This is a genomic window from Streptomyces sp. NBC_00820, from assembly GCF_036347055.1.
GTDB lineage: Bacteria > Actinomycetota > Actinomycetes > Streptomycetales > Streptomycetaceae > Streptomyces.
Genome location: NZ_CP108882.1, coordinates 3,518,758 through 3,538,334, shown reverse-complemented (window position 1 = coordinate 3,538,334; position 19,577 = coordinate 3,518,758). Strand labels below are relative to the sequence as shown.

18 protein-coding genes, 1 tRNA gene and 1 riboswitch are annotated in these 19,577 nt (G+C 70.7%); of the genes, 15 read left to right on the top strand and 4 right to left on the bottom strand.

Annotated features, from left to right (window positions below):
- Positions 1-86 precede the first annotated feature (86 nt).
- The 12 genes from OIB37_RS15975 (at position 87) to OIB37_RS15920 (ending at position 13,986) form a co-directional block, all read left to right on the top strand.
- A complete protein-coding gene (locus tag OIB37_RS15975; protein ID WP_330458267.1) occupies positions 87-914 on the top strand; it encodes a glycoside hydrolase domain-containing protein in 828 nt (275 codons plus the stop codon).
- A gap of 239 nt (positions 915-1,153) precedes the next feature.
- Entirely contained in the window at positions 1,154-1,801 is a 648-nt protein-coding gene (locus OIB37_RS15970; protein WP_330458266.1) for a SurA N-terminal domain-containing protein, read from the top strand.
- 140 nt (positions 1,802-1,941) lie between these two features.
- Positions 1,942-2,982, top strand: coding sequence for a nucleoside triphosphate pyrophosphohydrolase (locus OIB37_RS15965; RefSeq protein WP_330458265.1), 1,041 nt, complete (start codon positions 1,942-1,944; stop codon positions 2,980-2,982).
- 154 nt (positions 2,983-3,136) lie between these two features.
- Entirely contained in the window at positions 3,137-4,462 is a 1,326-nt protein-coding gene (locus OIB37_RS15960; protein ID WP_330458264.1) for a cytochrome P450 family protein, read from the top strand.
- A gap of 164 nt (positions 4,463-4,626) precedes the next feature.
- The gene (locus OIB37_RS15955; RefSeq protein ID WP_330458263.1) at positions 4,627-5,649 is read left to right on the top strand and encodes a transglycosylase family protein; all 1,023 of its coding nucleotides are present in this window, start codon (positions 4,627-4,629) and stop codon (positions 5,647-5,649) included.
- A gap of 185 nt (positions 5,650-5,834) precedes the next feature.
- Positions 5,835-6,010, top strand: a riboswitch (cyclic di-AMP (ydaO/yuaA leader).
- Positions 6,011-6,014: 4 nt separating this feature from the next.
- Positions 6,015-6,710 (top strand): transglycosylase family protein, encoded by a 696-nt coding sequence (locus tag OIB37_RS15950; protein ID WP_330458262.1) that lies wholly within the window; start codon positions 6,015-6,017, stop codon positions 6,708-6,710.
- A 396-nt stretch (positions 6,711-7,106) separates the two neighbouring features.
- On the top strand, positions 7,107-8,402 hold the full coding sequence (eno, locus tag OIB37_RS15945; protein ID WP_330458261.1) for a phosphopyruvate hydratase: 1,296 nt from the start codon (positions 7,107-7,109) through the stop codon (positions 8,400-8,402).
- A gap of 150 nt (positions 8,403-8,552) precedes the next feature.
- Positions 8,553-9,035: an FtsB family cell division protein gene (locus OIB37_RS15940; RefSeq protein WP_330458260.1), complete on the top strand. Its 483-nt coding sequence runs from the start codon at positions 8,553-8,555 to the stop codon at positions 9,033-9,035.
- Between the two features lie 47 nt (positions 9,036-9,082).
- The gene (locus OIB37_RS15935; RefSeq protein ID WP_330458259.1) at positions 9,083-9,622 is read left to right on the top strand and encodes a DUF501 domain-containing protein; all 540 of its coding nucleotides are present in this window, start codon (positions 9,083-9,085) and stop codon (positions 9,620-9,622) included.
- 119 nt (positions 9,623-9,741) lie between these two features.
- Positions 9,742-10,683, top strand: a complete 942-nt coding sequence (locus OIB37_RS15930) for a Ppx/GppA phosphatase family protein (RefSeq protein WP_330458258.1) — start codon at positions 9,742-9,744, stop codon at positions 10,681-10,683.
- Positions 10,684-11,118: 435 nt separating this feature from the next.
- Positions 11,119-12,498, top strand: a complete 1,380-nt coding sequence (locus OIB37_RS15925; protein ID WP_330458257.1) for an NAD(P)/FAD-dependent oxidoreductase — start codon at positions 11,119-11,121, stop codon at positions 12,496-12,498.
- Between the two features lie 198 nt (positions 12,499-12,696).
- The gene (locus tag OIB37_RS15920; RefSeq protein WP_330458256.1) at positions 12,697-13,986 is read left to right on the top strand and encodes a cyclopropane-fatty-acyl-phospholipid synthase family protein; all 1,290 of its coding nucleotides are present in this window, start codon (positions 12,697-12,699) and stop codon (positions 13,984-13,986) included.
- A gap of 68 nt (positions 13,987-14,054) precedes the next feature.
- Here OIB37_RS15920 and OIB37_RS15915 read toward each other — a convergent pair whose 3' ends face one another.
- Together OIB37_RS15915 and OIB37_RS15910 are read right to left on the bottom strand one after the other, a co-directional pair.
- Positions 14,055-16,583, bottom strand: a complete 2,529-nt coding sequence (locus tag OIB37_RS15915) for an ABC transporter permease (RefSeq protein WP_330458255.1) — start codon at positions 16,581-16,583, stop codon at positions 14,055-14,057.
- Positions 16,583-17,353 carry an ABC transporter ATP-binding protein gene (locus OIB37_RS15910; RefSeq protein ID WP_330458254.1) on the bottom strand — a complete coding sequence of 257 codons (771 nt, stop codon included), beginning with the start codon at positions 17,351-17,353 and terminating at the stop codon, positions 16,583-16,585. Before OIB37_RS15910 ends, OIB37_RS15915 begins: the two co-directional genes overlap by 1 nt.
- Positions 17,354-17,761: 408 nt before the next feature.
- Between OIB37_RS15910 and OIB37_RS15905 the strand changes: the two genes are divergently transcribed.
- Positions 17,762-17,848: transfer RNA gene (locus OIB37_RS15905), tRNA-Leu, on the top strand.
- Between the two features lie 129 nt (positions 17,849-17,977).
- Here the strand turns inward: OIB37_RS15905 and OIB37_RS15900 are convergent.
- Together OIB37_RS15900 and OIB37_RS15895 are read right to left on the bottom strand one after the other, a co-directional pair.
- On the bottom strand, positions 17,978-18,229 hold the full coding sequence (locus tag OIB37_RS15900) for a hypothetical protein (RefSeq protein WP_330458253.1): 252 nt from the start codon (positions 18,227-18,229) through the stop codon (positions 17,978-17,980).
- A gap of 184 nt (positions 18,230-18,413) precedes the next feature.
- The gene (locus tag OIB37_RS15895; RefSeq protein WP_330458252.1) at positions 18,414-18,821 is read right to left on the bottom strand and encodes a helix-turn-helix transcriptional regulator; all 408 of its coding nucleotides are present in this window, start codon (positions 18,819-18,821) and stop codon (positions 18,414-18,416) included.
- Positions 18,822-19,059: 238 nt separating this feature from the next.
- Between OIB37_RS15895 and OIB37_RS15890 the strand changes: the two genes are divergently transcribed.
- Both OIB37_RS15890 and OIB37_RS15885 read left to right on the top strand, forming a co-directional pair.
- Positions 19,060-19,275, top strand: a complete 216-nt coding sequence (locus OIB37_RS15890; RefSeq protein WP_330458251.1) for a hypothetical protein — start codon at positions 19,060-19,062, stop codon at positions 19,273-19,275.
- 52 nt (positions 19,276-19,327) lie between these two features.
- The gene (locus OIB37_RS15885; protein WP_330458250.1) at positions 19,328-19,546 is read left to right on the top strand and encodes a hypothetical protein; all 219 of its coding nucleotides are present in this window, start codon (positions 19,328-19,330) and stop codon (positions 19,544-19,546) included.
- The last annotated feature ends 31 nt before the right edge of the window (positions 19,547-19,577 follow it).

The window sequence follows — 19,577 nt, the reverse complement described above, 5'->3', positions numbered from 1 at the left end:
GCGCCGGACCGGGCCGCCCGCACAGGCCTCGGGGATGTTCCGGGCGGACGCCGACGCGTCCGCCCCTTTTCTGCACAGGGGTGGGGATGGCCGGTCACCGGCAGTCGAAGAAGTTCAGATACATCGCGTGGACGGCGGCAGGCGCGGCCGTCGTGGCGGGAGCCGGTGTGGCGGCCACGGCATCCATGGCCGCCACCACATGGCCCGCGCAGAAGACCTTCACCGGGCGCGCGTTCGACACCTGCACGGCGCCGTCCCTGTCCGCGATGAAGGCCTGGCACACCGGCTTCTACGGTGCCGCCGCCGTCTACGTGGGCGGCAAGAACCGCGGCTGCGGCCAGCCCAACCTCACCGCCTCCTGGGTGAAGTCGGTCAGCTCGCTCGGCTGGAAGCTCATCCCGATCTACGTCGGCGCGCAGCCGCCCTGCCAGTCCGGAGCCAACCCGGAGAAGCTGACCGCCGCCACCGCGGCCTCCCTCGGCGCCGCGGACGCCGCCGACGCCGTGGCCAAGGCCTCCGCCCTCGGCATGAAGGCGGGCAGCCCCGTCTACCTCGACATGGAGGCGTACGACAGCACGAACAAGGCGTGCAACGACGCCGTGCTGACCTACGTGCGCGCCTTCGACAAGGCCCTGCACGCCAAGACGTACCGCGCCGGCTACTACGGCTTCACCAGCTCCAGCGCCAAGGCCGTAGCCACCGCGTCCGACAAGACCGACCTGCCGGGCAACCTCTGGTACGCGCTGTACGACAAGCAGAACACCACCACCGCCGACTGGCCGTGGGGAGCCACACAGTTCACCGGGCACAGCCGCGCCCACCAGTACATGGTGAACAGCAAGGAGACGCACGGCGGCGTCACGCTCACCGTCGACCGCGACGCCTGGGACGCGCCGGTGGCCGTCACCGGCTGAACCGGCTGAACCGGCTGAACCGGCTGAACCGGCTGAACCGGCTGAACCGGCTGAACCGGCTGAACCGGTTGAACCGGTTGAGCGCGGTCCACGGCCGAACACCGTCGCGGGGACGCGCGGCGGTGCCCGAAGCGCGCGTGAATCGTTGGTCGAATGGGTTGGCCTCAGGCGACCCACTGCCTAACATCGATCATCGCAAGACTTTGTGCATCGCCGCACAAACTCCTCGGGAGGTTTCCTTGCACCGCCGCCGTCGCACCGCGCTCCTCCTCACCGCCGCGATCGCCGCCGCGGCCCCCCTCCTCACCGCCTGCGGAAGCCAAGCGCACCCGGGCGCGGCGGCGCTCGTCGGAGGGCAGCGGATCACCGTCGCCCAGCTGGAGAACCGTGTCAACGAGGTACGCGCCGCACAGCGGGCCGCGGTACCGGACGACACCCAGTACCAGCAGGTCATCGCCGCGACCGGCGGTCTGACCCGCGACACCCTGCACAACATGGTCCTGGACCGGGTGCTGCACCGCGCCGCGCAGGACGCGGGCGTCACGGTCACCCGCAAGGAGGTCCAGCAGATGCGCGCCGGCCTGGAGCAGCAGGCCGGCGGCGCCCAGGGGCTCCAGACGGCCTGGCTGCAGAAGTACGGCATCGCGCCCGAGCGCCTGGACGACAACCTGCGCCTCCAGATCGAGGCGCAGAAGCTCGCCGCCAAGCTCGGCACCGACACCTCCCAGCCCGCCTTCTGGAAGGCGCTGTCCAAGGCGTCCGGGGAGCTCCACGTCGACCTCAACCCGCGCTACGGCGCCTGGGACGTCCAGAAGAGCAGCCGCGTGGACGCGCGGACGCCGTGGGTGCGGGAGGTCACGGCGGCGGCGGTACAGCAGCCGGCCTGACGGCGCTCACCAGGCGCTCACCAGGCGTTTCGCGGTGCCGCAACGGTACGGCGACGGGACCCGGTCATACGATCACAGGACTCCCCTGTCCCTGTGGACAACGGATCCCGTCCGTCCGCGCCGTGGGTTACGTTCGGATCGTGAACGCAACCACTGCCGAAGCCGCCACCGGCCGCATCGTCCTGCTGACCACGAGCCACCGCGTCGCCCCCGGTCTGCTGTCCTGGCCCGCCTGGCAGGCCCTGCGCACCGCCGACGCCGTGCTGTGCGCGGACGGCGCCCATCCGCAGCTGCCCTACCTGCGGGAAGCCGGGATAGTCGTGGAGCGGACGTCCCCCACCGCGCAGGAGGTGGTCGACGCCTGTGCCGGCGGGCGGACGGTGGTGGTCGTGGCCACGGGCGAGGGCGAGCCGGCCCTCACCGACGGACTCGCCCGGCTGGCCGGCTCGGGCCGGGTGCGGATGCCGGACCTGGAGCTGCTCCCGGCCTCCTACGACCTGCCCGGCGCCCGCCTCCTCGACCTCGTGCAGGTCATGGACCGCATCCGCGAGGAGTGCCCCTGGTCCTCCCGCCAGACCCACCAGGGCCTGGCCAAGTACGGCATCGAGGAGGCGTACGAACTCGTCGAGGCCATCGAGGCCGGCGACCGCGAGGAACTCCGGGAGGAACTGGGCGATGTCCTGCTCCAGGTCGTCTTCCACTCCCGTATCGCCGAGGAGGACCCGGACGCGCCGTTCTCCGTCGACGACGTGGCCGGCGGCATCGTCGCCAAGCTCATCCACCGCCACCCGCACGTCTTCGGCGAGGAGAAGGCCGAGACCCCCGAGGACGTCAAGGCGCACTGGCTGCGCACCAAGGCCGAGGAGAAGCGGCGCACCTCGGTGACGGACGGCGTCCCGCTCGGCCAGCCCGGACTCGCCCTCGCCGCCAAGCTCGCCTCCCGCACCCGCACGGGCGGCCTGGACGTACCCCTGCCCCGGGGCGAGGGCATCGGCTACGAACTGCTGGCGCTGGCCGTCCGCGCCGAGGCCGACGGGGTCGACCCGGAGGCGGCCCTGCGCGCGGCGTCACGGGCCTACCGGGACGCGATACGGGCGAGCGAGGGCGTGGAGCCGAAGAGGGAGCCCGAGTCCGAGGCCGAGTCGGCGGCCGAGCCGGACCCGGAATCGGAGTGGAACTAGGACGCGCCGCCGGGATCGTGTGCGGTGTGCGGTGTGCGGTGTGCGGTGTGCGGTGTGCGGTGCGCGGTGCGCCGGGCCGGTCCGGTCCGGCAGGAGGGCCCTGGGCGGGTTCTGACGGTCGAGGTCCGGTCACGAGTGCGGATACCGTCGAGGGGTGACCAACCAGCTCAACCCCGACGCCCCTGATGCCCCCGAGGGCACTGCCGTCACTGCCGGCACTGACGGCAGTGACGGAACCGCCCCGGAGCTCTTCACCTGGGAGTTCGCCGCCGACCCCTACCCCGCCTACGCCTGGCTCCGCGAGCACGCGCCCGTGCACCGGACCAAGCTGCCCAGCGGGGTGGAGGCCTGGCTGGTCACCCGGTACGCCGACGCCAAGCAGGCCCTGGCCGACCAGCGGCTGAGCAAGAACCCGGCGCACCATGACGAGCCCGCGCACGCCAAGGGCAAGACCGGCATCCCCGGCGAGCGCAAGGCCGAGCTGATGACGCACCTGCTGAACATCGACCCGCCGGACCACACCCGGCTGCGCCGGCTGGTCAGCAAGGCGTTCACGCCCCGCCGTGTCGCCGAGTTCGCGTCCCGGGTGCAGGAGCTGACCGACCACCTCATCGACGAGTTCGCCGCCCGCGGATCCGCCGACCTCATCCACGAGTTCGCCTTCCCGCTTCCCATCTACGCCATCTGCGACATGCTCGGCGTCCCGCGCGAGGACCAGGACGACTTCCGGGACTGGGCGGGCATGATGATCCGCCACGGCGGAGGGCCGCGGGGCGGGGTCGCGCGGTCCGTCAAGAAGATGCGCGGCTACCTGGCCGAACTCATCCACAAGAAGCGGCAGGCGCTGCCCGCCGAGCCCGCTGTGGGCGAGGACCTGATCTCCGCCCTCATCCGCGCCTCCGACCATGGCGAGCACCTCACCGAGAACGAGGCGGCGGCCATGGCCTTCATCCTGCTGTTCGCCGGATTCGAGACGACCGTCAACCTCATCGGCAACGGCACCTACGCCCTGCTCACCCACCCCGGGCAGCGCGACCGCCTCCAGCGGTCCCTCGCCGAGGGGGAGCGGGACCTCCTGGCGACCGGGGTGGAGGAACTCCTGCGCTTCGACGGCCCCGTGGAGCTGGCCACCTGGCGCTTCGCCACCCAGCCGCTCACCATCGGCGGGCAGGACATCGCCGCCGGCGACCCGGTGCTCGTCGTACTCGCCGCGGCCGACCGGGACCCGGAGCGGTTCGCCGACCCGGACGTCCTGGACCTGTCCCGTCGCGACAACCAGCATCTCGGCTACGGCCACGGCATCCACTACTGCGTCGGCGCCCCGCTCGCCCGGCTGGAGGGACAGACCGCGCTGGCCACCCTGTTGACCCGCCTGCCCGACCTGCGGCTCGCGGCCGATCCGGCGGACCTGCGCTGGCGCGGCGGGCTCATCATGCGGGGCCTGCGCACGCTCCCCGTGGAGTTCACGCCGGTCCGATGAGCCGTGCGCCGGAGGGCATCTGACGGAGCGTCAGCATTGTGATCTTCACGTGATCTGTGCGGCATGAACTTGTGACGGACGATCGTATGCCTATACGTTCACCCATCAGTGTGGCGACGCACCATCCGCCGCGCCGATCCTGCTGTCGCTCGAAAGGCCTCCGCATGCTCTCCGGGAACGGTCGTCACCGTCGCCCTCGCCAGGCTCCCGCTCTCCTCGTCGCGGCCGGTGTCACCGGCTCGGCCATCGCCATCCCGCTCCTCGGTGCCGCGAGTGCCCACGCGGCCGACGGCACCACGTGGGACAAGGTGGCCGAGTGCGAGAGCGGTGGCTCCTGGAGCGCCGATCCCGGCAACGGCTTCTACGGCGGCCTGCAGATCTCCCAGGCGGACTGGAGTGCGTACGGCGGTACCCAGTACGCCGAGACCGCCGACCAGGCCAGCCGTTCGCAGCAGATCTCGGTCGCCGAGAAGATCCTCGCCGACAAGGGGACCACCCCCTGGGCCACGTGCGCCCTGCTGTCCGGACTGACCTCCAACTCCGGCTCCGTGAACGTCGACACCGGCGTCGGTGGCTCGGCCACCCCCGGCACCGCGGACAGCGGGGACAACTCCGGGTCCGCCGGCAAGTCCGGTTCGGACAAGGCATCCGAATCGCCCGCCCTGCCGGATTCGTCGCCCTCGCCCGACTCCTCCTCGAAGGGCGCGGACAAGAAGGACGACCAGCCCGCGAGTGCGAGCGGCGACTCCAGTGACACTGGCAAGGGGGCGGACACCTCCGGGTCCGAGGAATCCGCGATGCCCAACTACGCCGGCGGCCGGGTGAGCGACGGCCCGGTCACCAGGGCCCCCGCGGTCAAGGAGACGGACAATTCGGCGCAGACCGGCGGCTCTTGGGCCCTGGTCGACACCGGCAGCCTCGACAGCGGCGGCCGCCACCGCGGCGGAAGTGCGGCCGAGGACGCGAAGGGCGGCCAGAAGGCGGACTCTTCCGGCCGGCATGCCTTGCGCGACGCGGGCACCTACACGGTCCACGAGGGCGACACGCTCGGCTCCATCGCCGACTCCCTCGACCTCGACGGCGGATGGCGCGCCCTCTACTCCCTGAACAAGAAGGACATCGGCACCGACGCGAACAACATCGCCCCCGGTCAGACCCTGAAAGTAGGGGACGAAAAGGGCGCGTAACAGCGGCAGTTGACGCCCCACTTCACCGCTAATGTCCGTTTTGGTGAAAGTGTGGGATGAGTCTCAGAAGCCCTGATCGTCTTTGGTTTTCCGTCGGCCGCCTGTCTACGGTCAGGACCGCTCGTCACCACGAGCCCCGGCCGCCGCAACGCCGAATCCTGCCAGTGGCCACCCGGGAACAGTCGACGCGTCACGCGCCGCAGGCAGGAGCGGGGGACCCAAGGTAAGTGCCGGACCCGGCGGTTGAAGCCGCGTCCGGCTGGGGGTGAAGCCACGCCTTCCCGTTCGGGGAAGGGGTGGCCGGGCAACTCAACCGGCCCGAACCCGACAGCTCACCTCGCAGGCGTCGGTGAGGGGATCGATCCATGCTGTTTGCCAGCAAGAACAAGCATCGTCGTTCGTCCAAGGCCGTCCGCGCCCTCGCGTTCGCCGGTGTCGCCGGCGCCGCCGTCGCCGGCCCGCTGATGGCGGCCGGCAACGCCTCCGCCGCCACCGCCTCCGAGTGGGACGCGGTCGCCCAGTGCGAGGCCGGCGGCAACTGGTCCATCAACACCGGCAACGGCTACTACGGCGGCCTGCAGTTCTCCGCCTCCACCTGGGCCGCCTACGGTGGCACGCAGTACGCCGCCACGGCCGACAAGGCGACCAAGACGCAGCAGATCACCATCGCCGAGAAGGTCCTCGCCGCCCAGGGCAAGGGCGCCTGGCCGACCTGCGGCACGGGCCTGTCCAGCACCCCCTTCAGCGCCCCGGCCGCCCCCGCGACCCCGGCTGCCCCCGCGGCCCCTGCCGCCCCGAGCAGCACCAGCACCGCCCGCTCCACCGACACCCAGGCCGCCTCCCGCTCCGCGGCCCGCCCCGCCGCGACCGTCACCACCCCGAGCGGTGCGAAGGTCAAGAAGGGTGACGGCGAGTACAAGGTCGTCAAGGGTGACACCCTCGGCTCCATCGCCCAGAAGCACGGCGTCAAGGGCGGCTGGAAGAAGCTGTTCGAGCTGAACAAGGACATCGTCGCGAACGCCGACCTCATCTACCCGGGTCAGCAGCTCCACCTGAAGTGACCCCCGGCCCCGGTCGCGGCCCCGGCCGCGGCCGCCACCCCCTCGCGGTGCCGGCATCCCGGCCCACCAGGGTCCCGTGAGGGTCTCGTCCCCATGACTCCCCGCCCCGGCGCGTGTTCCCCCGCACGCACCGGGGCGGGGTTCTTCGTCCCCCCGCTCCACGCCTCCGCGGCCGGTCGCGGCCGGTCGCGCGCGGTCCCGCTCCGTTCCGCCCGGTGCGTTTCCCGTTCTTCGGCCACATCTCATCCACGCACCCCTTTGTTCCGCGAGTGAACAATGGATACGGTCTCCCTGTCCACGGGGCAGTCGGTCAGCGGCCGACGACCCCGGGACGGTTAGGCTCTAGGCGCAAGGCACACCAGCCCCGCACTTTCAGCGTCACATCCCAAGAAGGAGATGCTCGTGCCGTCCATCGACGTCGTCGTAGCCCGGGAAATCCTGGACTCCCGAGGCAACCCCACGGTCGAGGTCGAGGTCGGCCTCGACGACGGCAGCACGGGTCGTGCCGCCGTTCCGTCCGGCGCCTCCACCGGTGCGTTCGAGGCCGTCGAGCTGCGCGACGGTGACCCGAACCGCTACCAGGGCAAGGGTGTCGAGAAGGCCGTCCTCGCCGTCATCGAGCAGATCGGCCCGGAGCTCGTCGGCTACGACGCCACCGAGCAGCGCCTGATCGACCAGGCCATGTCCGACCTGGACGCCACCGAGAACAAGGGCTCGCTCGGCGCCAACGCCATCCTCGGCGTCTCCCTCGCCGTCGCCCACGCCGCCTCCGAGGCCAGCGACCTGCCGCTGTTCCGCTACCTCGGCGGCCCGAACGCCCACCTGCTGCCCGTTCCGATGATGAACATCCTGAACGGCGGCTCGCACGCCGACTCCAACGTGGACATCCAGGAGTTCATGATCGCCCCGATCGGCGCGGAGTCCTTCTCCGAGGCCCTGCGCTGGGGTGCCGAGGTCTACCACACCCTCAAGAAGGTGCTGAAGACCAAGGGCCTGTCCACCGGCCTGGGCGACGAGGGCGGCTTCGCCCCGAACCTCGGCTCGAACCGCGAGGCCCTCGACCTCATCCTCGAGGCCATCAAGCAGGCCGGGTACATCCCCGGTGAGCAGATCGCGCTCGCGCTCGACGTCGCCGCGTCCGAGTTCTACAAGGACGGCAAGTACGAGTTCGAGGGCAAGTCCCGCTCGGCCGCCGAGATGACCGAGTACTACGAGGAGCTCGTCTCCGCGTACCCGCTGGTCTCCATCGAGGACCCGCTGTACGAGGACGACTGGGCCGGCTGGAAGGTCATCACCGACAAGCTGGGCGACAAGGTCCAGATCGTCGGCGACGACCTCTTCGTCACCAACCCGGAGCGCCTGGCCCGTGGCATCGAGGAGGGCTCCGCCAACGCCCTGCTCGTCAAGGTCAACCAGATCGGTTCGCTGACCGAGACCCTGGACGCCGTCGAGATGGCCCAGCGCAACGGCTTCAAGTGCATGATGTCCCACCGCTCCGGTGAGACCGAGGACGTCACCATCGCCGACCTCGCCGTCGCCGTGAACTGCGGCCAGATCAAGACCGGCGCCCCGGCCCGCTCGGACCGCGTCGCCAAGTACAACCAGCTGCTGCGCATCGAGGAGATCCTCGACGACGCCGCGGTCTACGCCGGCCGCAGCGCGTTCCCGCGGTTTCGCTCTGCGAACCGATAGACGCAGCAAGGGCTGAGCGACACCGCCATCGGCCGGGCCGCGATGAGTCGCGGCTTGGCCAGTCGTCCGTACGTCCCCGTACCCGGTCCCGTACCGTGTCCGGGGACGTACGCACGTGTGAGGCACAGGCAAGGGGAGGCGGCGAGCCAGATGGCCGTGAAGGACCGGGACCGGGACCGTTTCTCCACCGCGACCAGGCTGCGGCTGTTCGGCGAACAGACGGCGGCCCGCGTCTACCGGTCCCAGACCAAGCGGCAGGCCCGCCGTTCCCGGCTCACCGGCCGCGCCGCCCTGCTCGCCCTGGTGCTGTGCTCGCTGATCGTCGCCCTCGCCTACCCGATGCGGCAGTACGTCTCCCAGCGCGCCGAGATCGCCGACCTCCAGCGGCAGCAGGAGCAGGCACGCGAGCGCGTCGAGCAGCTGCGCGACACCAAGGCGCGCTGGCAGGACGACGCCTACGCCGAGCAGCAGATCCGGCGCCGGCTGCACTATGTGATGCCCGGCGAGACCGGGTACGTCGTCATCGACACCGGCGCGGCCAAGCAGGCCCGCGCCGACCTCCAGGGCGCCCACCGGCCCTGGTACGCGAACGTCTGGGACGGGGTCGACAAGTCCGACGCCTCCGACCAGTGACCGGCCCCGGCCGGTAACCGACACAAAGCCACCCTGAAAGCAGTCCCATGGAAACGCCCCCGCCGACCACCCCGCGCACCGAGCCCACCGAAGCGGACGTAGAGGCCTTCAAGCAGCAGCTCGGCCGTCCGCCGCGGGGCCTTCGTGCCATCGCGCACCGCTGCCCCTGCGGCCAGCCGGACGTCGTCGAGACGGCGCCCCGGCTGCCCGACGGCACGCCCTTCCCGACGACGTACTACCTGACGTGCCCCCGCGCCAACTCGGCGATCGGCACGCTGGAGGCGAACGGCGTCATGAAGGAGATGACCGACCGGCTCCAGACCGACCCCGAGCTGGCCGCCGCCTACCGGGCAGCGCACGAGGACTACATCCGCCGCCGGGACGAGATCGAGGTCCTGACGGGCTTCCCGAGCGCGGGCGGCATGCCGGACCGCGTGAAGTGCCTGCACGTCCTGGTGGCCCACTCGCTGGCCGCGGGTCCGGGTGTGAACCCGCTCGGCGACGAGGCGATCGCGATGCTGCCGCAGTGGTGGGCGAAGGGTGCTTGCGTGTCGCCGTGCGCCGCACCGGGCGCCGCCGAGGAGTGACCGCCGGGCCGGTTCCGTCCCAGGGGGCTTCGCCCCCTGGCCCCCGGCCTCGCCCACCCTCCGCCGACGCTGTCGGCCGGACACGTTGAACCTTGAACGTCGAAGAGAAGGATCCGCCCATGACCCGCGTCGCCGCCATCGACTGCGGTACGAACTCCATCCGCCTGCTCGTCGCGGACGCGAACCCGGAAACGGGTGAACTGACCGACCTGGAACGCCGGATGACGATCGTGCGGCTCGGCCAGGGCGTCGACCGCACCGGCCGGCTCGCCCCCGAGGCGCTGGAGCGCACCTTCGCCGCGTGCCGCGAGTACGCCGAGGTCATCAAGGCGTACGGCGCGGAGAAGCTCCGTTTCGTCGCCACCTCCGCCTCGCGCGACGCCGAGAACCGCGACGACTTCGTGCGCGGTGTCGTCGACATCCTCGGCGTCGAGCCCGAGGTCATCACCGGCGACCAGGAGGCCGAGTTCTCGTTCACCGGTGCGACCGGGGAACTGGCCGGCCGGGACCATCTCGCCAAGCCGTACCTGGTGGTGGACATCGGCGGGGGCTCCACCGAGTTCGTCGTCGGCGACGACCACGTGCGGGCCGCGCGGTCCGTGGACGTCGGCTGCGTGCGCATGACGGAACGGCACCTGGTCCACGAGGGCGCGGTGAGCGACCCGCCCACCGAGGAGCAGATCGCCGCCATGCGGGCCGACATCGAGGCCGCCCTGGACCTCGCCGAGCAGACCGTCCCGCTGCGCGAGGCACGCACCCTGGTCGGCCTGGCCGGCTCGGTCACCACGGTGTCCGCGATCGCCCAGGAACTGCCCGAGTACGACTCCGGGCGCATCCACCACTCCCGCGTCTCCCACGACCGCGTCCGCGAGATCACCGAGTGGCTGCTGCGCTCCACGCACGCCGAGCGCGCGGCGGTCCCCTCCATGCACGAGGGGCGCGTCGACGTCATCGGCGCGGGCGCCCTCGTGCTGCTCGCGATCATGGAGCGGATCGGCGCCGAGGAGGTCGTCGTCAGCGAGCACGACATCCTCGACGGCATCGCCTGGTCGGTGGCTTAGGGCCTCTCTTCCGGATCTTGCCGGGGTCGCGGAAGAAAGGCCCTGGCCCCCGTCGCGGAGCGGCCGACACGCCGCTCCGCGGCACCCCGGCGGAAACCTTCGTGAACATCTTCACAAGGATTTCGGTCCGGGTGGGGGATCGGTTGACCCCAATTGGCCCATTCGGGGGCTCAACACGCCCTGGGAGCTGCTCAGGAGAGCGTTTCACGGGTGTTTCGGGAGGGTGTCCCGAGGGAGTCTCCGGATGCGTCGCGAAGGGTCGCGAAAACCGGATGTCCAGCTCACGTGGCCTTGACAACGGGTCAGAGGGACCCGCGGTTCCCATTCGGGAACATGATCTGCGTCACGCGGGCCGCGGAGTCTAACACAGGTGCTTCAGAAGCTTGTGAAGGGGCGCACGAGCGACCCCTCAGGGGCAGGTGGATACTCGATGCCATGAGCACCACGGAGCGTCCCAGGATCCTCGTAGTAGGCGGTGGGTACGTAGGCCTTTACGCGGCCCGGCGCATCCTCAAGAAGATGCGCTTCGGCGAGGCGACCGTCACGGTCGTCGACCCGCGGTCGTACATGACCTACCAGCCCTTCCTCCCCGAAGCCGCCGCCGGCAGCATCTCCCCTCGGCACGTCGTCGTCCCACTGCGACGCGTGCTGCCGAAGGCGGAGGTCCTCACCGGTCGGGTCACCACCATCGACCAGGAGCGCAAGGTCGCCACGATCGCCCCCATCGTGGGCGAGGCGTACGAGCTGCCGTTCGACTACCTGGTCATCGCGATGGGCGCGGTCTCCCGCACCTTCCCGATCCCCGGCCTCGCCGAGCAGGGCATCGGCATGAAGGGCATCGAGGAGTCCATCGGCCTGCGTAACCACGTCCTGGAGCAGCTGGACAAGGCCGACTCCACGACCGACGAGGAGATCCGCCGCAAGGCGCTCACCTTCGTCTTCGTCGGCGGTGGCTTCGCGGGCGCGGAGACCATCGGTGAGGTCGAGGACATGGCCCGTGACGCGGCCAAGTACTACAAGAACGTGTCCCGCGAGGACATGCGCTTCATCCTGGTCGACGCCGCCGACAAGATCCTTCCCGAGGTCGGCCCCAAGCTCGGCCAGTACGGCAAGGAGCACCTGGAGAGCCGCGGTGTGGAGATCTACCTCTCCACCTCGATGGACTCCTGCGTCGACGGCCACGTCGTGCTGAAGAACGGCCTCGAGGTCGACTCCAACACCATCGTGTGGACCGCGGGCGTCAAGCCCAACCCGGCCCTGTCCCGCTTCGGTCTGCCCCTCGGCCCGCGCGGTCACGTCGACTGCGCCCCGACCCTCCAGGTGCAGGGCACGGACTACATCTGGGCCGCCGGCGACAACGCGCAGGTTCCGGACCTCGTCGGCCGCAAGGCGGGCAACGAGAACGCCTGGTGCCCGCCGAACGCCCAGCACGCGCTGCGCCAGGCCAAGGTGCTCGGCGACAACGTGGTCTCCGGCATGCGGGGCTTCCCGCAGAAGGAGTACGAGCACGCCAACAAGGGTGCGGTCGCCGGTCTCGGCCTGCACAAGGGCGTGGCGATGATCGTCATGGGCAAGATGAAGATCAAGCTCAAGGGCCGCCTCGCCTGGTACATGCACCGTGGCTACCACGGTCTGGCGATGCCGACCTGGAACCGCAAGATCCGCATCTTCGCCGACTGGACCCTCGGCATGTTCCTCAAGCGTGAGGTCGTGTCCCTGGGCGCCATGGAGAACCCGCGCGTGGAGTTCTACGAGGCCGCCAAGCCGGCCCCGGTAGCCGCTCCGAAGGCCGAGGAGAAGGCCAAGGCCTCCTGACCCGCGGTCACCGACCCCTCCGAAGGACCTCCTGCCATCCGTGGTGTGGGAGGTCCTTCGGCGTTGTGGCGGCCCTTCGGCTCGGCGGCGGCCGGAAAATTTCCTCGGCTGTAACGCCAACGGGGGAGTGCGGTGCGGCCTCGCAGGTGTTTACGTGGTGAACGGACATCCGGGATCGCCGTCTTGGAGGTGTGCGCCATGTCCGACGCCGCGTCGCGGCTGGTGAGTGTTGCCGAGCAGCTGCTGGGAGCGCCGCTCCCGGTGGGAATCCGCGCCTGGGACGGCTCCCGGGCCGGCCCGCCGGGCGCGCCCGTGCTCGTCGTACGCAACCGGCGCGCCCTGCGCCACATGCTGTTCAAACCGGGCGAGCTCGGCCTGGCCCGCGCCTGGGTGGCCGGTGACCTGGACGTCGAGGGCGATCTGTACACCGCCCTGGGCGCCGTGGCCGGGATGCTCTGGGAGCGCGGGGAAGGGGGCCGCACCCTCGTCCAGGCGCTGCGCGACCCGGACGTGCGCGTCGGCGCCCGCGAGCTGCTCAGGCTCGCCGGGCCGCCCCTGCCGCCCACCCCGCCGCGCGAGGAGGTGCGCCGCGCCCGCCACCTGCACACGCGGCGCAGCGACAGGCGGGCCATCAGCCATCACTACGACGTCGGCAACGACTTCTACGAGATCGTCCTCGGCCCGTCGATGGTCTATTCGTGCGCGTACTGGGAGGACGGCGGCACGCTGGAGACCGCCCAGCGCGACAAGCTCGAACTCGTCTGCGTCAAGCTCGGCCTGAAGCCGGGGCAGCGGCTGCTGGACGTGGGCTGCGGCTGGGGGTCCATGGCGATCCACGCGGCCCGCGAGCACGGCGTCGGCGTCGTCGGGGTCACGCTCTCGCAGGAGCAGGCCGCGTACGCCCGCAAGCGCGTCGCCGACGAGGGACTGACCGACCGGGTGGAGATCCGCGTCCAGGACTACCGGGACGTCCCCGACGGCCCCTACGACGCGATCTCCTCCATCGGCATGGCCGAGCACGTCGGCGCCGAACGCTACCTGGACTACGCGCGCGACCTGTACGCCCTGCTGAGGCCCGGCGGGCGGCTGCTCAACCACCAGATCGCCCGGCGCCCGCAGCACGACGAATCGGCGTACAACGTCGACGCGTTCATCGACGCCTACGTCTTCCCCGACGGGGAGCTCGCCCCCATCGGCACCACCGTCACCCAGCTGGAGCGCGCCGGGTTCGAGGTGCGGGACGTGGAGTCGATCCGGGAGCACTACGCCCGCACCCTGCGCGAGTGGGTGGCCGGCCTGGAGGCGGACTGGGAGCACGCGGTCCGCCTCACCAGCCCCGGTCGCGCCCGCGTCTGGCGGCTGTACATGGCCGCCTGCGCGCTCGCCTTCGAGCGCAACCGCATCGGCGTCAACCAGGTCCTGGCGATCCGCACCCCGGAAACGGGCGCCTCCGGCCTGCCGCTGCGCACCCGCACCTGGAACTCCTGACAGCACCTGGGCCCCGCTCCGCGCACGCGCGCGGAACGGGGCCCAGGGGTCGTACGACCGCCGTACGGCTACTCGGCCTTGATCGCCGCCAGCATGTTCAGGCGGGACGCGCGCCGGGCCGGCCACAGAGCGGCCAGGATGCCGACGACAGCCGCCAGCAGCAGGAAGACCGTCATCCGGCCCCAGGGCAGCACCAGTTGGTACGTCGGCAGCTTCGTGCCCAGCAGCTCACCGGCCGCCCAGCCGAAGAACACGCCCAGACCGATGCCGAGCACACCGCCGAACAGGGAGATCACCAGGGACTCCAGGCGGACCATCCGCTTGATCGCCCTGCGGTCCAGGCCGATCGCGCGGAGCATGCCGATCTCCTGGGAGCGCTCGAAGACCGACATGGCCAGGGTGTTGATGACACCGAGGACCGCGACGATCACCGCCATGCCGAGCAGGCCGTAGACCATGTTCAGGATCAGCGTGAACATCTGCGCTATGTCGTTGGAGATGTCCTGCTTGTCCTCGACCTTGACCGCCGGGTTGGAGCCGAGGGCCTTCTCCAGCCGGTCCTTGGCCGCGCCGGAGGCACCGCCGGACATCTTGACCATGACCTGCATGTCGGCGGGGTGGGCCAGGTGCGGGGTGAGGGTCCTGTTGTCGAGCATGATCCCGTTGATCATGTCGTTGCCCTCGTAGACCCCGGCGACCGTCAGCTTCCGCGCCTTGCCGTCCTCGAAGTGGGCGGTGAAGTCCGAACCGGCCTTCCAGCCGTTCTTCTCGGCCCGGTCCTTGTCGACGACGACCCGGTCGCCGCCGATCGTGAAGGAACCGTCGTCCACCTTCAGGTCCGTCAGCTTGCCGATGGCCGCGCCGTCGACGCCGGTCAGGTACTCGGTCCTGCCGTCGATGCGGGAGGCGCCGTTGCGCAGCGGGCTGCTGGCGCTGACGCCGTCCGCGGCGGCGATCCTGTGGGCCACGTCGGGGGAGAGCGGGCCGCGGTTGGCCATCGCCACGACGTAGTCGGCGCGCAGCGCCGAGCTCGCCATCTTGTCGATCGCCGTCTGCAGGCTGCCCGCCATCACGGTCATGCCGGTGATCAGGGTCAGGCCGATCATCAGCGCGGACGCCGTGGCCGCCGTGCGGCGCGGGTTGCGCACCGAGTTCTGGCGGGCCAGCCGGCCCGAGACACCGAAGAGGCGCAGCACGGGAGCGGCGGCCGCGATCAGCGGGCGGGACAGCAGCGGGGTCAGGATGAACACGCCGATGATCAGCAGGACGGCGCCGAGACCCATCGGGAGCTGCGCGGAGTCGGTGTCCATCGTCGTGGCCGCGAGGACCGTGGTGACGCCGGCCGCCGAGAACAGCGCGCCGAGCGTGTTGCGCAGGACCAGCGACTTGGTGGTGGCCGTGGCGTGGACGCTGCTCATCGCGGCGACCGGCGGGATCTTCGCGGCGCGGCGGCCCGGCAGCCAGGCGGCGATCACGGTGATGACGACGCCGACCGCGAGGGCGGCCACCACGGTGCCGGGCGTGACCACCAGCGGCCCGTCGGGCAGGCTCGCGCCGAAGGAGCCCAGCAGGGAGCGCAGGCCCGCGCCGATGCCGATGCCGGCGACCAGACCGGTGACACCGGCGACGGCGCCCACCACGAAGGCCTCGATCAGCACCGAGCGGGTGACCTGCCGGCGGGAGGCGCCGACCGCCCGCAGCAGGGCCAGTTCCTTGGTGCGCTGGGCGACCAGCATGGTGAAGGTGTTGGCGATGATGAACGTGCCCACGAACAGGGCGATGCCGGCGAACACCAGCAGGACCCGCTTCAGACCGCTCATGCCGTCGGCGATGTCCTTGGCCTGGTCGGCGGCGAGCTTCTCGGCGGTGGTGGTCTCCACCAGGCGGGACGGCAGGGCCTTGTCCAGACCGGCCTTCAGGGCGCTCTGGCCGGTTCCGGCCGCGGCCTTGACGTCGATCTCGTCGTACGTGCCCTTCTTGCCGAACAGCGCCTGCGCGGTCGGGGTGTCGAACAGGGCGAGGCTGCCGCCGGCGGTCACGTTGCCGTCGTCGGTGGTGAAGATGCCGCTGATACGCGGGGTGAGGACCGGGCCGTCGACCGACAGGCGCAGGGTGTCGCCGACCTTGTAGCCGGCGCGCTCGGCGGTCTTCGAGTCGATCAGCACCTCGCCCCTGCCGTGCGGCGCGTGGCCGGCGGCGAGCGGGTAGCGGGCGTCGTCGGTGCCCCAGTAGTTGCCGCCGGCGGACTGCCAGCCGCTGCCGAGCAGCTTGCCGTCCTTGTCCGCGAGCGCGGTGAAACCGGTGACGACACCTGTGGCGGAGGCGGCACCGGGGACCTTGGCGGCCTTGTCGAGCATCGCCTGCGTCAGCTCGGCGCTCTGGCCGACCTGGTTGCCCTTGGAGCCCTGGTACCGGGGCTGTACGGCGACGTCGACCTGGCCGTAGCCCTTGGCGGAGCTCTTCTGGAAGGCGTCGGAGATGGTGTTGGTGAAGACCAGCGTCCCGGACACGAACGCCACGCCGAGCATGACGGCGAGCACGGTCATCAGGAGCCGGGCCTTGTGCGCGAGGACGTTGCGCAGGGCTGTGCGGAACATCAGCTGGTACGGCCCTTCGCGTCGAACTGCTTCATGAGGTCGAGTACGGAGTCGGCCGTGGGGGCGTGGATCTCGTCCACGATCCGTCCGTCGGCGAGGAAGACCACGCGGTCCGCGTACGCCGCCGCGACCGGGTCGTGGGTCACCATGACCACGGTCTGGCCCAGCTCGCGCACGGAGTTGCGCAGGAAGCCCAGCACCTCGGCGCCGGAGCGGGAGTCGAGGTTTCCGGTCGGCTCGTCGCCGAAGATGATCTCGGGCTTGGAGGCGAGGGCGCGGGCGACGGCGACGCGCTGCTGCTGGCCGCCGGAGAGCTGCGAGGGCCGGTGGGTCAGGCGCCCGGACAGGCCGACCATCTCGATGACCTGGTCCAGCCACGCCTTGTCGGGCTTGCGGCCCGCGATGTCCATGGGGAGGGTGATGTTCTCCAGAGCGGTCAGCGTGGGCAGCAGGTTGAACGCCTGGAAGATGAAGCCGATCTTGTCGCGGCGCAACTTGGTGAGCTGCTTGTCCTTCAGCGAGCCCAGCTCGGTCTCGCCGATCCGCACGGACCCCGAGGAGAAGGTGTCCAGTCCGGCCACGCAGTGCATCAGCGTGGACTTGCCGGAACCGGACGGCCCCATGATCGCGGTGAACTCCGCCTGCCGGAAGTCGACGGAGACCTGGTCCAGGGCGACCACCCGGGTCTCGCCCTGCCCGTAGATCTTCGACAGCTCGGTGGCGCGTGCGGCCACGGCCGTGGTCCGGCCGGCGGTGGGTGTGGTGGTCACGGGAGGGTGCTCCTGTCGGGACGGTGTGTCGCGGGGACGGTGTGTCGGTGCGGGGACCCCTCCATCGTCCCGGCCGTCCTGGCCCGCGATGTCAGTCGCTGCTCCCGTTCCTGGGGGCGACTCCGGTCGGACGGAGCGGGTCCGTGTCATACCTGGGGAGGACGGGCCACCCGGACACCGCCGCCGGTGAGAACCGGTGGACCGCCCTCGTTCGGTAGGTGAAATTCCGTCATTCCGCGTACGTCCGCGACGGTGCCGCGTCAGGCTGTTGGCAAGTGCGGATGGCTCGTACCGTGGTCTGATGCACCCTCAGACATCAATAAAATAAGACAACATCGGATCGTCGTCTCCGCGGTGGTGGGAGGGGGTCCCGATAGGCTCGGCCCCTCGTAGCGGTGCCCATGGCCTGCCCGGATGGTGGAATGCAGACACGGCGAGCTTAAACCTCGCTGCCCCTTCGCGGGCGTGCCGGTTCAAGTCCGGCTCCGGGCACCACCTCCAGTGCGGCACCCGACGTCATGGAAGCCCGGAGGGCGCCGCCGGGGCGCGAAGGCGGGCAGGTTCCGGGGTGATGGCGTTCGAGCCGTCGCCTCTGGTGCGCCCCCAGCGCTCAGCCTCCAGTCCTCAGCCCTCGTACACCGTCAGCACGGCCCCGTCCACCTCGATGCTGCGGCCCGCGCGCATGCCGCCCCGGCGCAGGTCGCGCAGGCAGGCGCGGAACAGGATCAGCTCGTCCGCGTCCAGGATCACCGCGGCCAGGTCCAGGAGTTCGGCGACCGCCTCGTCGGTGAGTACCTCGGGCAGGTCGCCGGAGAGCAGGACGACCGATTCACCGGCGGGCCCCCTGACCACCGCGGTGGCCGGCCCGCCATGCACGAACAGCACGTTTCCCCCAAGGAGCCCGGGGTCTTTCGGTCTTCGCTCCTCGGGCAGGACGAGACGTTAGCCGGGGATCTTCGCTCTTTCGGACGTATTTACGTTCTTGTTCCGACTTGGCGAAAACCGGTCGGGTGCGGGCGCGGCTCACCCCGAAGGATCGTTCCGCCGCCGCCGTCGGCGGTCAGTTCTCCGGGGTGTCCTTCGCGGGGCGGCCCAGCAGCGACTCCACCAGGGCGGCGACATGCCGGCGGTCGTCGGCCGACAGCTGCTGCACGCTGGCGATGAGCAGGTCCACCTCGGGGTCGCCGGAGAGGGGGGCCGTCTTGTCGGCGCCCTCGGTGGACGGGGCGCCGTAGACGTGGATGCCGCAGGCCTCGGCCGCGGCGCGCCGGATGGCGTCGAGCGGCAGCTCAAGTCCCTTGGCCAGACCCTCCAGGGTGGCCGCCTGAGGCATCCGGACGACCCGTTCGGTGGTCGCCAGGTGATGGACGGTGGAGCGGGGTACGCCGCCGCGTCGTGCCACATCGCCGTACGACCAGCCCTTGCGGTCGAGACGCTCGCGGATCAACTGCTGCAGTGCGTTGGACACCGTGGGTCACTTCCTGCTCGTCCTGCTCGCCGCTCGGCCGTACCTCCTGTCGCAGGGGATTCTACGGGCGAGTAGGCGCACCGCCGGAAGAGTGATTCCCCGAATGGGTTGCGGAGGCGGGTCGCGAGGCCCTAGTGTCCAATCTCGTTGGACAGTGCGTCCGACCAAGTTGGACAGAGTCCGGGGGGAACCTGACTCCGTTCGACCGGAAATGCCTATTCCCGAGGGGGAATTGATCATGATGAACGCCCACGAGCTCGACGCCGAGTCCGCGGAGCTGCTGCCGGGCCGCGAGGCCCTCGGCAAGCTGAAGTTCAGCTTCGGCAAGACGGTCAACGTCACCAAGCACGTCGCGAACATCTCCGCGCACAACGAGTCCGCCGCCCTCAACGACCACTCCGCGTTCTCCGTGGCCGACTCCGGCGCCGCCCAGACCATCAGCGTCTCCCAGTAACGCCCGCGCACCACCTCGACCCACCCGCACATCCAAGGAAAGGACCTTCATCATGAGCATGGACATGCGCGAGCTGGACGGCGAGTCGGCGGAGCTGCTCCCGGGCCGTGAGGCCCTCGGCAAGCTGAAGTTCAGCTTCGGCAAGACCGTCAACGTCACCAAGCACGTGGCCAACATCTCCGCCGCGAACCAGTCGGCCGCGCTGAACGACCACTCGCTGTGGTCGGACGCCCAGTCGCAGGCCACGCAGTCGATCACCGTCAAGCAGTAGCGGCCTCGCCGCCGCACCGGCCGCGGGGACG

Excerpts from the sequence above, each read along its gene's own strand:
- OIB37_RS15975 (WP_330458267.1), top strand. The coding sequence starts at position 87 with ATGGCCGGTCACCGGCAGTCGAAGAAGTTCAGATACATCGCGTGGACG.
- OIB37_RS15955 (WP_330458263.1), top strand. The coding sequence starts at position 4,627 with ATGCTCTCCGGGAACGGTCGTCACCGTCGCCCTCGCCAGGCTCCCGCT.
- OIB37_RS15950 (WP_330458262.1), top strand. The coding sequence starts at position 6,015 with ATGCTGTTTGCCAGCAAGAACAAGCATCGTCGTTCGTCCAAGGCCGTC.
- eno (WP_330458261.1), top strand. The coding sequence starts at position 7,107 with ATGCTCGTGCCGTCCATCGACGTCGTCGTAGCCCGGGAAATCCTGGAC.
- OIB37_RS15940 (WP_330458260.1), top strand. The coding sequence starts at position 8,553 with ATGGCCGTGAAGGACCGGGACCGGGACCGTTTCTCCACCGCGACCAGG.
- OIB37_RS15935 (WP_330458259.1), top strand. The coding sequence starts at position 9,083 with ATGGAAACGCCCCCGCCGACCACCCCGCGCACCGAGCCCACCGAAGCG.
- OIB37_RS15930 (WP_330458258.1), top strand. The coding sequence starts at position 9,742 with ATGACCCGCGTCGCCGCCATCGACTGCGGTACGAACTCCATCCGCCTG.
- OIB37_RS15925 (WP_330458257.1), top strand. The coding sequence starts at position 11,119 with ATGAGCACCACGGAGCGTCCCAGGATCCTCGTAGTAGGCGGTGGGTAC.
- OIB37_RS15920 (WP_330458256.1), top strand. The coding sequence starts at position 12,697 with ATGTCCGACGCCGCGTCGCGGCTGGTGAGTGTTGCCGAGCAGCTGCTG.
- OIB37_RS15915 (WP_330458255.1), bottom strand. The coding sequence starts at position 16,583 with ATGTTCCGCACAGCCCTGCGCAACGTCCTCGCGCACAAGGCCCGGCTC.
- OIB37_RS15890 (WP_330458251.1), top strand. The coding sequence starts at position 19,060 with ATGATGAACGCCCACGAGCTCGACGCCGAGTCCGCGGAGCTGCTGCCG.
- OIB37_RS15885 (WP_330458250.1), top strand. The coding sequence starts at position 19,328 with ATGAGCATGGACATGCGCGAGCTGGACGGCGAGTCGGCGGAGCTGCTC.